The sequence below is a fragment of the Hymenobacter lucidus genome (genome assembly GCF_020447265.1).
Taxonomy (GTDB): Bacteria; Bacteroidota; Bacteroidia; order Cytophagales; family Hymenobacteraceae; genus Hymenobacter; species Hymenobacter lucidus.
Genome location: NZ_JAJADR010000010.1, coordinates 92,242 through 106,088, shown reverse-complemented (window position 1 = coordinate 106,088; position 13,847 = coordinate 92,242). Strand labels below are relative to the sequence as shown.

Annotated in this window: 9 protein-coding genes; 8 read left to right on the top strand and 1 reads right to left on the bottom strand. The window is 51.8% G+C overall.

Translation table 11 applies throughout. The features are described 5' to 3' along the window. Positions 1–889: 889 nt before the first annotated feature. Complete coding sequence (locus tag LGH74_RS22390; protein ID WP_226179965.1) at positions 890–1,870, top strand: tyrosine-type recombinase/integrase; 981 nt, start codon at positions 890–892, stop codon at positions 1,868–1,870. A 139-nt stretch (positions 1,871–2,009) separates the two neighbouring features. After that, entirely contained in the window at positions 2,010–4,040 is a 2,031-nt protein-coding gene (locus tag LGH74_RS22385; RefSeq protein ID WP_226179963.1) for a site-specific integrase, read from the top strand. Positions 4,041–4,333: 293 nt separating this feature from the next. Here the strand turns inward: LGH74_RS22385 and LGH74_RS22380 are convergent, their stop codons facing one another. Further along, positions 4,334–4,570, bottom strand: coding sequence for a helix-turn-helix domain-containing protein (locus tag LGH74_RS22380; RefSeq protein WP_226179962.1), 237 nt, complete (start codon positions 4,568–4,570; stop codon positions 4,334–4,336). Positions 4,571–4,713: 143 nt separating this feature from the next. On the opposite strand from LGH74_RS22380, the gene LGH74_RS22375 reads away from it, so the two are divergent. The 6 genes from LGH74_RS22375 to LGH74_RS25240 all read left to right on the top strand — a co-directional run bounded on the left by LGH74_RS22375 (position 4,714) and on the right by LGH74_RS25240 (position 13,805). After that, on the top strand, positions 4,714–5,154 hold the full coding sequence (locus LGH74_RS22375; protein WP_226179960.1) for a hypothetical protein: 441 nt from the start codon (positions 4,714–4,716) through the stop codon (positions 5,152–5,154). A 980-nt stretch (positions 5,155–6,134) separates the two neighbouring features. After that, positions 6,135–8,999 (top strand): T9SS type A sorting domain-containing protein, encoded by a 2,865-nt coding sequence (locus LGH74_RS22370; protein ID WP_226179958.1) that lies wholly within the window; start codon positions 6,135–6,137, stop codon positions 8,997–8,999. 168 nt (positions 9,000–9,167) lie between these two features. After that, on the top strand, positions 9,168–10,091 hold the full coding sequence (locus LGH74_RS22365; protein WP_226179956.1) for a hypothetical protein: 924 nt from the start codon (positions 9,168–9,170) through the stop codon (positions 10,089–10,091). A 109-nt stretch (positions 10,092–10,200) separates the two neighbouring features. Beyond that, on the top strand, positions 10,201–11,004 hold the full coding sequence (locus LGH74_RS22360; RefSeq protein WP_226179954.1) for an ion transporter: 804 nt from the start codon (positions 10,201–10,203) through the stop codon (positions 11,002–11,004). A gap of 505 nt (positions 11,005–11,509) precedes the next feature. Further along, entirely contained in the window at positions 11,510–13,321 is a 1,812-nt protein-coding gene (locus LGH74_RS22355) for a ThiF family adenylyltransferase (protein WP_226179952.1), read from the top strand. After that, positions 13,290–13,805, top strand: a complete 516-nt coding sequence (locus tag LGH74_RS25240) for a Mov34/MPN/PAD-1 family protein (RefSeq protein ID WP_226179950.1) — start codon at positions 13,290–13,292, stop codon at positions 13,803–13,805. Before LGH74_RS22355 ends, LGH74_RS25240 begins: the two co-directional genes overlap by 32 nt. Positions 13,806–13,847: the final 42 nt, after the last annotated feature.

The following is a 13,847-nucleotide window of genomic DNA, read 5'->3' as shown; positions in this document are numbered from 1 at the left end:
TTTACTAGGATGGATTTGCAGCCTTCTAAAGAATTTGGAGTTTGGACTTTGGATGATTACGACGACCTTTTATCAGTCAACTAGGAAAGCCCTTACTCCAGCCACTGGGAGCACAATCAGGAGTGTGGAAGTCTTGCCTCACTGATAAAAGGTCGTTTTTCGTTGCCAACTAACAACAAAAGACTATTCTGACAGCTCATAAGTTGTGTGTATTCCAATAGTTAATACATAAGGCAGTTATGCGGATAGATGATAGCATCGACTAAAAGCAAAGAGCAGTTGCATTGGCCAGCTACAAGATGTTGATGAAGTTACTCTCTGTATGCAGGCTCTTACGGCATACAGAGAGTTTACTATATATAGACATCAGCAGCTGATTCATCCTGACACTACAAAATAAGATCCTCTGGAGTTGAAAGTAAAGCATGCTGAGTGGCATTTAGCAGCTAATACATGAAAACTTAAAGATGAAATATGTACAAAACGTCAGAAAAACTAGATACGAATGTATAGAGCAAATGCAGGGACTAGCATGGGGTTAGGGTTTATCAGTAGATATGCAACGAATATTTTAGATGAATTAGTTAAGTACAAATGGTGCGCAAATATAGCATAACTAAGCGCAAAATAAATAATGATTACTATCTTAAATTACAACTGTCTAGTAATAAGATATAATCATAAAAGGCTAGTTTATAGATGTTTAATATTCCACATAATATATAATAGAATGGAATATAAATGTGCAAAGGCTTCATACTGCTATTAAAATTAATAGCAGTATGAAATGTGATAATACCAATGTGAAATGAACTTTTATGTGAAAACGTCGCGATTAACTTTAATAGCAGTTTTTTAATTATGAATATAATCTCTACTTTTAATAATCATGTCACATTTAAATATAATCCAAATGGAATTTGCAAAAATTATCTCTCTCTTAGGAGATTACCCATCAGCTTCGAATTGGTTGATGACAAAATCAGCTTGTGGCTGTGCTGATAACACAGTAATGTCCTACACATATGTGCTGTTAGATTATTTTAAATATTGTGTTCAACACCAGATTGACCACCACTTAGCAACCTCAGAGGAGATATTAAATTACTTTGTTAGTCTTAAAGAACGATCATTACTTGACGCTAGTCGCAAGCACCGTTTGGCAGTACTACGGCTGTATTATAGCTTCCTAAAAGAGGAGAACATATGTGCCACTACTCCGATCAAGGCTAGTTTATCTTTTAGAGGTAAACTAACAAGAGCTTGGGTTCCCGACGCTGAGCAGTGGGATAAGGTCATCGATGTGCTATACGAAGAACCGTTACGAAACCGGTTAATGCTCTCGCTAGCTTATGATTGTGCCCTACGCAGAGGCGAATTGTGCGCACTACTAATCAGTGATGTCGGTATAGGCAGTGCTGGAGATATTGTTTCTATCCGCCACGAAACTACAAAGACTAGGAGAGCTCGACGGGTACGCTTCTCCGAGGGGACAAAAAGATTACTCATTCAGTATTTAGCCGCACGCTCAACACGACCAGTTAGACCGGATACTGCGCTTTTTGTATCAGAATCGAAGCGCAATCGGGGGCAACATATTTCTATCTGGACATGGACAAGTGTTATGAAGGACATTGCCAGTAGAACCAAACTGCCTAGACTTACGACCCACACAATTAGGCATTTAAGTATCACTAATAAAGCAGAAGATGGTTGGGCGCTACATGAAATTTCTCATTTCGCTGGTCATGCAAACCTTAGTAGCACGCTACGCTATATCCATCCACGCCGCGATGATGTGCGTGATAGTATAGGAAAAGCGTTAATCCGAATTGCCGCCGCCGATCATAGTTCACATGAAGGAGCCTGAGTGGGTAGAGATATACGGTGAGTTGAACCATGGGGTATGTCTAACACCCTTGGAGCAGTACTCGCTAGCTCATTGGATTCACCACCGACCTGTTGCCACTAGGCGGTTTCAACAAGACAGGGAACATGAATTAAAGCCTATGCAGCGGCTTATCGATCCCATTGAAGCTGTTTTTGCCTACTGCTGTTCTCCAGACGAAGGAGCCAAGATTTCCTATTCATGCTGTGTGCTGTTGCTCCGAGAGATACACGAAAGACAGTCAACTTTATGGGCATGGGACGAAGGCATATGGTTAGAAATTGTAGGCAAAAGCCAACAAGATTTTATTAATCGACATAAAGCTTTTCAGGAAGAACGTTTTTTGTCCCGTATAAACTTGCGGCACTATATCATCAGCTGTGCCTACTTATTAGGTAATATTGATATTCATCCTCTCATTACAGATTGTGTTGTTGCATCATCCGCGCGTAGTATTCTTGGGTATAGTGAAGTAGTAGAGGGCCTGCAAACAGTGCAAGCAGCTCTAGCACGAGTAGGTAAAGTAAAGTACTGGAATATAGTTGGCTTGTCGACCTGTGTAAGTCTAGCGTTGCTGCTTAATCGCAGCCCTTTTCTAGAAGACCTCACCATGACGGTGATAGAACAAACTTATGAACAAGCATCACTCTCAAAAGGTCTAAAACAAGGCTGTATTGCGCTTGCGCAAGCACTCTACAGTCTCAGTATACTGCCAGAGCCCTTTGAGCCTGAACTCCCTAAACCACCCCGGATCCCCCGTGCTATTGTCTGTAGCAACAAACCAAAAGATACATTGCCGACAGCATGGGTAGAATCGATTAGTCGTTGGAGTGCCCTTACGTGGGCAGGAAAACGGACTATAGCCGCGCAGCGCTCACGGATTGCTAAAGCAGGTCGTTGGGCCGCAGCCAAGTACCCTACAGCAGCCCATCCTGCACAATGGACGGCAGGTATGGCTAAAGAGTTCGTCGAAACCATCAGTGAAGCGGCAGTTGGTGATTGGAACCGTCAAAAGCGCAAACGGGCTGCTTGCCCAGGCGAAAAAATGCGTCCAGCAGTGCGCGCGCAAATCATTAACGCGGTACGGTGCTTCTTCACTGATTGCCAAGCAGCTGATGTGCTCCCTGTTGCCTTTAGTCCAGCTGTATATTTAAAAACTCCAGCAAAGCTTATCAAAGCGTGTGGTCCGAACCCACGACCGATTGAGTGGCAGGTATGGAAGAAATTGGAACACGCGTGCTTGTCTCTTACACATACAGATCTTCCCTCGGCAACGGATTCTTGGAAAGCCGATCAGAGGGAAGCTGCTTATCCGTTAGAGATGGTACGAGCGCTGGCTGCTGTGTGGATATTTGCCGGATTGCGCGGTGACGAGATCCGGCGCCTGATTGTTGGATGCACACATGGTTTATCACTACGTCGAAGGCCATTGTCCAACCAGCGAAGCATGGATGGGGGAATAATCGATTTGCATGTACCTAAGAATAAGTCTGGCGACGCATTTGAAAAGACTGTTGACGCTCGATTAAGGAAGCCTATAGAGGCCTGGGAAAAGCGCCGGCCTACCACTCCCAAGCAACGAGATGAAACGACCGGAGAACTGGTAAACCTCTTATTTACTTGGGACGGCTTTAGTATTAACAGAAGTTATATAAACCGAGTATTAATCCCTCTGCTGTGCCGTAAGGCTGGCATCAGTGAGTGCGATACGCTGGGCCAGATAACATGCCACCGTGGACGGGCTACCCTTGCTACGCAGTTGCATTGCGCAGACGTACCTACCGAACATATACAAGACTGGTTAGGACACTACACTACCCGCTCTACAGGATTTTATATTGCGGCTAATGGAGAAGCTGTTGCTGATTCCATTCGCTCTGCAATCCAAATAATCAAGTCTGAGCCTCCCGCGCTAGATCACATAGCGCTGCCAGATGACATACCAGATTCTATTGAGATAAAAGACACTAGTAAACCAATTGACTCGTTGGACCATTTGCGCATAAAACCGAGAAAGACCGATCAAGACTTAGCTTTGGCTGCACGACACAGCTTATCACAAGTGCAACAAAAATTGTTGCTATCAAGAGATCAGAGAGAGGTTTTTGCTTTTGCTATGTCTTTGTTAACAACAATTGCCGTTCACCCTTAGCAGAGCTGTATTGGCTTCGAATTGCATGTCTTCAATAATTCTGAGGGCCTTTGAGAAAAGCAATTAGAAAGAAAATAGGTTTCTCCAATAAACGGCTAATGGCACCTGATGCTCAGAGTTGAACTTTATTGCTGTGGTTCTAAGTACACATAGATGCCTTGCAGCAACGAAGCCTGTTAAATCAACAAGTCTTAACAGGATATTCTACGTTCAGACTGCACGATTCTGCTAGCACCAAATCATCGGTTTTGGCAAGGTGAAGAGGCACAAGTGAACGCAAGCGTCAGCTTTCTTCAAGGGAGGATAGAAAAATCGAACAACTCCCGCACATCAATCTCCAGGGTACGGGCCAGCACGAAAACGGTGCTTAGGCTGGTGTTGATAACACCGCGTTCGATACGACCGATTTGACTAAACTCCAACTCAGCGGCCGCCGCTAAGCTTTCTTGCGTGAAACCCTTGGCTTTCCGTAGCTGGCGCAGCCGAAGTCCAAACTGATAGAGACTCTCTTGGTCCCGAAGGTATTTCACCTCACAAAGGAGGATGGTAACAACAGGAATTGTTAGGGCAAATTTGCCCTATTTAAACAATGTGGTATCTTTCGTCAGAGTTTCTGATCCCCTCATCCGTACTCTCGCTTACTCACTGCATACACCTCGTTGCTTACATCTTCATGGCCTCTTCTCGAAAAATTAAAGTTGTCATTGAAGTAGAGCTGGTCGATGATGATAATGCTCCTGCCAACTACACCATCGTGAGCGACCTCTCAGCTGCTGAACTAGAAGTGAGTAAACAGCATGAGCAGGCCATGCTCGCAGCGCTTCGAGCGGACCCAGCCAGTTACGCTGAGTTCGTTAAAAACATTGTAATTGGCAGTATTGAAGCGTCTGGGGTGAACCGTGAGATCAGCGAGTTAGCCCGGGTAAGAGATTACTATACCGCCAGCGTAGCGGTACTGCAGAACCTAATCCCGAAACTGCCGGCAGAGGCTCAGCAGTATTATCAGCAAGCAACCCGAGAAGGCTGGCTAGCGGATGGAACAGATCTGGTTTTTGACACGATCAAAGCCACACCCTTGACATTGACGGTAGAATATCCTGTAGAGCAAGGATAAGATTCTGCCTCGTGAGAGAACTAAAGGCTATAGCCCTGCTTTCTGCTGGCCTTTACGCATTGGGCCGCTTCGTATATACAGGCTTGTATCAACAGCGTGTATGGACCACTGCAAATCAATTGCTGGCAATGACGTGAGGACATTCCTATAGCCCTTTATTACACTTGGTTTTACTCAACGTGGCAATTGCGCAAGGCTACTGGTCAAGCGCTGGTAAAAGAGTGTAAGATCCGGTAGAAAGTCAGTGTCATCCAGCACACGCTCCAACGCGCTTTCCTGTACCAGGCCTTCGCCCGTTGCCGCAGCTACTTGGCAGTGGTATAAGCGATAGCGATAGTGGCCGGTTCGTTCTACACGGGCTACAAAAATGAACGTGAGCGCAACACTTGGGTGGTGGCCTGGTATACCGCCCACTTTTACCCAGGTCGAGTCAGTTCCCCAGGTTTCCGGTAGATCAGTGGCCTGTTGCAAGGGAAAATGCTGCCCAAACCATTGTTCCAAGTGCATTCCCATCGCGTGCGCCGAATAGGTGCCCTTGGTCGTCTCGGGCAGTTTATTCGTGCCCGTGAACTCAACGGCTCCCGTGCGAACGTTTGACGGCCACGCACCAGAACCTGACTGGGCTCGGGCAGGCACCGTCAGAAGCAGCACCGCTAGTGCTGGAACCACTAGCCAAGCAGATTGCGCTCGACCTCGTGTCTGCAGGTTTGGTACAAAGCGCCTATTCCTCATCGGAATCACCGGATAGTAGTACAAGTGAATACGAAAGCTACAGAGGTTTCAAGAAATACATGCCTGGTATTGATGGTTATTTTACGGCTCTGCGCTTCCTGTTCTCCGGGCACTACAGGAAAGTAGAGTATCTTTCCAGACCTTCTGGCACGAGTATCCTATTGCAAAAAAGCGACTGTCTATCAAGTAGTTCGCCTTGCATGAAGGATGCCAATACCGTTGCACTGACTACTCTTTTCCTTTCTCCTATGCACCTATTTACCCGCTTCGTGAGCCATGGGCTCACCTTGGGCGCACTGCTGCTCTCAACCGGGGCACTCCACGCCCAAACGCCCACGCTACTGGACGATTTCAACCGGACCGATAGTCCCGCCGTGGGCAACGGCTGGAGTGAAACCGAAACGACCTCCACTACCGGGGCCACGATCACCGCGGGCCAGCTGCGCTTGAGTAGCGGCGTACTGGGCAAGGACTTCGTCAGCCGCGACATGAGCACCCGCTACAACCCGGTGCTCAGCGGCAACACGGGCCAGCTGACCTGGGCCTGGAACATGCAGCAGTCCCGGCTCAACCCCTCGGGCTTCCTTAACAACAACTACGGGGTGGCCTTTGTGCTGGCCGGCAGCTCGGCCGACCTGCTGACGGGCAACGGCTACGCCGTGGTCTACGGCAATACGGGGGCCAGCGACAGCCTGCGCCTAGTGCGCTACACCGGTGGCCTGATTGGCAACACAAACCTCAAGTCCCTGGTTTCGGTCGTCGTGGCACCGAATGCCACGACCGGTCCGGCCTCGACGGTGCGCGTGACCTATTCAGCGGAGGAGAATACCTGGACCCTGGAGCAGACGGCCAATACGACCAGCTTTGACGACCCGGCCACGGCCGTGTTCACGCGCGTAGGCAGCCGCTCGGACGACACCTACACGGGGGTAGCCTTGCCTTACCTGGGTTGCTTCTGGAACCACGCTACCACGGCCACGGAAACGGCCCTGTTCGATAATATCTACGCCACCGCGCCCTGTACCCAGGGGCCCGAGCCTACGCTGGCTCCGACCGCGGCCACGGCCAGCGCACTCACCAGCACTACCGCCACGCTGGGGTGGCAGCCCGGCAACGGCTCCGCCAGCTTAGTCGTCGTGCGTGCGCCCGGCGCCAGCACGGCCCTGCCAGTGGATGGGGTAACGTACCCGGCCGGGAGCTTTGGGAATGGGGCTACCCTGGGTAATGGCGCCTATGTCGTGTATGCGGGCCCCGCTGCCAGTGTGCCGGTGACGGGCCTGCAGCCCAACACCACCTATACCTACCAGGTCTATAGCTATACCGGTACGGGCTGCGAAACGAACTACCTGCAAACGGCGGCCGCCACGGGCTCGTTTACCACCCAGCCGTGTGTGTTGGCCACCGTCCCGACCAGCTCTACTACCGCGGCCACGGCCACGCTGACGGGTACGCGTTCGGCAACCTTCTCGTGGCAACCCGGCTCGGGCACGGGCCGCCTGGTGGTGCTGCGGGCCGGCCAAGCCCCGACGAGCTTGCCCACTGCGGGCACTACCTACACGGCCAATGCTTCCTTTGGCGCCGGTACGGCCCTGGCAGCAGGCGAATATGTCGTCTATAGTGGCAACGGCACGTCCGTGACCGTGAATGGTCTACCTACTGGCCAGACCCTGTATGCGGCCGTGTATGAGCTAGCGGGCACGGGTTGCGCCACGGTGTTCAAGACGACCGCTCCGGCGACCACGCAACTGGTAGTACCCGTACCGCCGGTGGGCACACCGAACTTCTACTTCGGCAACCTGCACGCGCATTCGGCCTATTCCGACGGTAATCAGGATGCAGGCGCCTCCGGAGCCAGCACGCCCCTACAGGACTTCCAGTTTGCCGATGCCTCCCTGCATTCGGACTTCCTGGGCATCTCCGACCACAACCACGCGCAAGCCGGCATGCAGTTGCCCAACTACGCCCGGGGTCTGCAGCAGGCGGATCAGGCGACCAACAATCAGTTCGTAGCTCTTTACGGCATGGAGTGGGGTGTGATCTCCGGCGGCGGCCACGTGCTCGTCTACGGCGTGGACCAGTTGCTAGGCTGGGAGACCGGCAACTACGACGTATATGTGGCGCGCAACGATTACGACGGGCTGTTCCGCCAGATCAACAAGCGGCCCAACGCGTTTGCCACGCTGGCTCACCCGCAGAGTGGGGACTACAACAACCTGGCCACCGGCAGCTTCCGGGCCACCGCCGACTCGGCCGTGGTAGGTACCGTGCTGCGTTCCGGCCCGGCCACCTCGACCAACACGACATACACGAACCCCTCCGGCAGTAGTTACGAAAGCACCTTCACGACCCTGTTGGCCAAAGGCTACCACGTGGGCATCAGCCTGGACCACGACAATCACAACACGACCTTTAACCGCACCACGCAAGGCCGCCTGGTCGTGGTTGCGCCCAGCCTGACGAAGGAAGCGCTGCTGACCGCACTGCGCCAGCGTGGCTTCTATGCCTCCGATGACTGGAACGCGGAAGTCACCTATACCCTGGGCGGACAGCCCATGGGTAGTATCTTCACCGCCCCGGCGGCCCCAGCAGTAGCGCTCTCGGTGAATGACGTGGACGGAGAAGCGATCCGCACCATCACCCTGATGAAGGGCACGCCCGGCACTGGGCAGCCGGCCCAGGCCGTTACCTCGGTTTCCGCCACCACGGCGCTGACTTTCACGGATGCGAGCTTGACCACCGGCAGTACGGCCTATTACTACGCCATCATCCTCGAGCAGGATGGGGACCGAATCGTCACGTCGCCAATTTGGTACACACGCAACGTGGTAACGGGCACATCGACGGCCCAGCCGCCGCTGGCGCTGCAGCTCTTCCCGAACCCAACGACGGGCAACAGCACGCTTTCCTACTATCTGAGTGCGGCCGAGCCCGTGACCATCGACGTGCTGGATGCGCTGGGCCGTACGGTTACCATCCTGCGTAACCAAGCCGATGAAGCCAGTGGCTCGCATACGCTTACGCTCCCTTCCCAGCAGTGGCAGAACGGGGTGTATCTCGTCCGCGTGCTGCAAGGTTCTCAGGTCACGTATCAGCGGTTGCTGGTGGCTCACTAAGGGTATCCACCGGGAATCAAGTTTCGATAAAGCCCCAACGCCTCGTGCGTTGGGGCTTTTTTACAACTACGTTGGTCGAGAGCGCACCCAATGCTGACTTCCTGCTTGGCAACGAACAGCCACTGGCTGCACTACTTTTTCTATCTTGGAGGTTCACATCTCTACTATATGAAAAAACAGCTACTGCTTTGCCTGCTCTGTCTTTTGCCGTACTTGGCCGCTGCCCAATTTCCGATCGGCAGTGCCGCTATTTTGCTGGTAAATGGGGCCCATGCCGGCTCGAAGGCCCTGAAAAATCGGGCCAACAAGCCCGGCGAATTTGTCACCTATTTCCGGGTCGGGCAGGATTCGGTGGCCAGCAAGCGTACACCGGAGAACAAGTTGCGCGGCGCCGCGGCTGCCGATATTCGGGCGCTGGAGCAGACCTTAGCTGCGGCGCACCTGCAGTACCGCCAAGCGGGTAAAGAGTTTAGCTTCGACAACGTTACATCCTCGCTCTACATCCAGCGCATTCACACGCAGCAACCCAAGTGGGAGGTAACCCCTTACGAGCAGGAGGCCCAGTTCTACAGTCAGGAAAGCCGTTCTCGCTCTACTGCTGCCCGTGAACGAGAACAACAGGCCCGACAGCTGGCCCAACAGAAGGCAGCGGCCCGGCAGGATAGCCTCGTGCAGATGGCTCGCCGGCGCCAGGCAACGGCCGATAGCCTGCGGGCTGTTATTCTCGCACGGGTTCACTATGTGCAGGATAGCTTGTCTGCGTTGGCCCAGCAACAGCTGGCCAACGAGGAAGCGGTCGTTGCCGTGGAAACGACCACGAGTAAACCTAAAGCGGCGGCCAACTCTTCCTCCGCTGCTAAACACTCTACGACCAGTACCAGCAGCACCAAGGGGAAGGTAAAGGCCAAGGTGGCCTCACGCCCCGCTGTATCCAGTGGTCCCAAAGTATATATCTGTGGCAATGGCCGCACCGAAGTCTACCATGCCAGTGAGGGCTGCTCGGCCATGAACCGGTGTACCTATCAAACCCTAATCATGCGGACTAAGGAAGCACAGGCGTCGGGGTTACGCGAATGTATGAAGTGCTTCTAAGAAGCCATTACAGGTAGGATGGCAAGCAGCAGATGCTATTATGCCGACAGGGTAGTCGTGTCTGCTGGGCTATATTTTTTTGAGTGTACTATTCAGGATTAAGAGTCTAATGCATAAAAGTCGGGCCTATATTCATCAACTCTTTGATCCACACGATGGAGGGCAAGGACTTGAGCGTGTGTTCGATGGCATCCTCTTGGGGCTGGTCCTGTTGAATGGGGCGGCTGTCGTGCTTGGTTCTGTGAAAAGCGTGTATGGCTCGTACAAACCCTACTTTGTTGCCATCGAGGTTGTTTCGGTTTATGTATTTACCCTCGAATATGCCCTACGGGTGTGGTCGTGTGTAGAAGACCGCCGGTTTCAACGCTCTATCAGAGGTCGGCTACGCTTTATGCGCACGCCCATGGCGATAGTTGATCTCTTGGCAATACTGCCCTTCTATCTATCCATTGCAGGCATTGATCTGCGCATTCTTCGGCTGCTACGCCTATTTCGGCTGTTGAAGGTGGCGCGTTACGTGCGGGCCCTGGAGGTAATTGGCCAGGTCGTTCGGCGTAAGCGCCCGGAATTGCTAGTGACTACCGGTGTAATTGGGCTGATGCTCGTGCTGGTCTCCAGCCTGATGTACGTGGTGGAAAGTGAAGCTCAGCCCGAGAAGTTTGGTAGCATACCCGAAACGATGTGGTGGGGAGTCGCCACGCTGACGACTGTGGGGTATGGCGATGTTTATCCAATTACAGTGGCCGGCAAACTCTTAAGCAGCGTGATTGCTGTACTTGGGCTGGGACTTTTTGCCTTACCCACCGGCATCCTCGCGGCTGGTTTCTCTGAGCAGCTTGCCCACCAGCGCGACACCAGGGAAGAGCATGCCTACTGCCCACATTGTGGGCATAAGCTCGGTGGCAGCAAATAGCAGGTGCTTGACATTACTTGATGGTGAGGTCTATCTTCTACCCGAAATTTTGGTCATTTCAACAGACAGAAGAAGCGAAACAGTCGTATTAAAATAGTTCTATAATAATGATATAGTATTATAGCGGTTATAAAAAGGTTAATTGCACTGTAAGAAGCTGATAGGACCCTAAATAGGCAGTAGTAGAGGCCAGCCGAAGGGCACCAAGCAAGCAGTGTTAAGTAAAGGGTGGAATTTTAGCAAAGTCCTAAACCTTTTATCAAAGCTCTGCCGTAAGATGATGCAACTTCACGTAATGGAGCCTACTTAATTCTTTATCTAATGGCACAGCCTGACAACCCCGGGAAAGGCCCCGGAACCCCCGGCCATCCCAATCCTCCCGGTAATCCGACTCCTCCTGGTAATCCGACCGGTCCGGGTAAACCTCCAGAAAAACCAGAGCCAGGCCCGCACAACCCGCCTAAGCCCCCCAAAGATCGCCCCGTAGGCTTACTATAAGAACCATATGCCGACGCCCCCATGGTTTGAAGCCGAACCAGATCGGCTTGAAAGGGAGCTTCAAGCCCTGACTGCGCATGACGTTACTCCCCTTGTGGATGAGTCAGCACGCAGTCAGGGTATTTTGAAGGTGTCTTTCACAATTGACCGTTCGAATACTGCGTTTGGTTTGACTGGGCTCAACGATTCCATTCAGTTGGAAGCTACGTATCCAGATAGCTACCCGTATTTTCGGCCGGAAGTGTTTGCCCTGAATGTAACGTTACCCAGGCACCAGAACCCTATTGGCAAAAACTTGTGCTTGCTCCCTCGATCAGCGGATCACTGGGAGCCCCGCTGGAAACTTGCCACCTACTTAGCTTCGCAACTGCCAAAGGTTTTGCATAAAGGGAGCATTCAAGACCCTGAGCTGCTGGCCGCAGACCGAGATGAGCAAGCTGAACCGTCCAGCGAGTACTTTACGAACTCCCATGCCCCAGTTCTCTTTGATGATACTGGGTTTGACTTACCCAGTCCACTGGATGCACCCATTATGGTGTTGGGCCGCATGCACGTGGGGCTACCCAAAAAGGCGGGGTTGTTAACACGTATGGCTGTTCTGGAAACGATCGACGAACAAGGCCAGGAGCACCACTTACCCGCAGTGCTAAAAGAGGTCTTTCCTAATTCTTTCTCCGGCCACTTGGTTCGCTTGAACCAAGCGCCCCCTTTCACCAACGCTGAAGATGGGTTACGCTGGTTACTTGAACTAGCAAAGACACATGGAATAGCCTCTACTTTTCAGAGTAGGCCTTTAGTATTGTCACAAGGTGCCGTACTTAAACGCGTTATTGGCCTACAGTTCCCCGAGGAAGTTGCTCCGGGACAAATAGGAATGGGATGGCTGTTTCTTGTTGAAGGTACTATCAAAGAGAAAGTGCCTGACCATAGAGGAAAACTCGTTGAGGTACCGCAACTGCATTACTTCTATGGGAAAGTTTCCAGGGTCAACCCAAAGGACTTTTTGCTGCGGGTTCCAGCAATACACGCACTCCATCAGCGCTCGGTTGCGGTGGTTGGCTTAGGTGCACTAGGCGCCCCCATGACACTGGAGTTGGCACGCAATCAAGTAGGCGAACTCAGAATATTGGATTACGATCGCGTTGAGCCTGGCCCAACTGTGCGCTGGCCTTTAGGAATTACGACTGCAGGTCAACTCAAAACAGAAGCGTTACAGGAGTTTATTGCTGCGCATTATCCAGCGACGCATGTCGTACCTATTTATCATAAAGTAGGGGGCCTGCGAGGTGAGGGCATGGCTTCTGAGCAAGAAGTAATGAATACATTGCTCAATAACGTATCCTTGCTGGTGGATGCCTCCGCAGACAAGGGCATCAGCCATTTCTTATCGGAAATGGCGAAGGCACGAGGCATCCCTTTTATATCCATATACGCCACGCCAGGTGCATGGGGAGGAATGATCATGCGGGTAGTGCCCGGCCAAACGTCAGGCTGTTGGATGTGCCTACAGTATCACATGGATGCAGGAAGTGTGATTCCTGTGCCCCTTGGTGACGAGACTTCTGGAAGCGTGCAAGCTCCAGGTTGTGGAGATATGACTTTTACCGGGGCCAGCTTTGACTTACAAAATGTGGTGTTGGCTGCTGTGCGCCTGGCAGTGTCTACCTTAAGCGGAGGTGCTGCCGGGGGATATGCCACTACTCCCTGGGATGTAGGGGTGGTTCAACTGATGGATAAAGACGGTAACTTGACTGCACCAGTGTGGCAAACTTTCCCACTTGACGTTCATGAATCGTGCCCATACTGTCACCGTGAATAAGACTGATCCATCTGTAACAATATGGCTACCGCAACTAGCCTACATTGCAATTCTGGAGGAAGCCATTACAAAGATGCCCTGTGAAACGGGTGGTATTCTGATCGGGTATTGGGGTTCTTCAACCGAGGTAGTCGTCACAGCCGTCGTAGGTCCCGGCCCCAAGGCTATTCATAAGAAGCGGTCTTTCCGACCCGATAACGCATATCACGAACAAGAAATAGCTCGGTTATACACGCAATCCGGCCGGACTGAAACCTATCTGGGTGATTGGCACACCCATCCTGCGGCGGCTGCCTATATGAGTTTTCGGGATGAACTCACACTGCGGAGTTTAGCAGAATATAAGCAAGCGCGGTTAACCCAGCCACTTATGCTGATTTTGGGAACGCAGCCCCTCGGCTTACAAGCATGGGCTCACACTTATAGGAAGGCTTTCTTCGCGACTAAATCTGTCTACGGTGCCTGCTCCATCATAATCTACTAAAGAAAGGTTGTTGCTTTTCCAATTTTTCCAGCGAAGGAACGA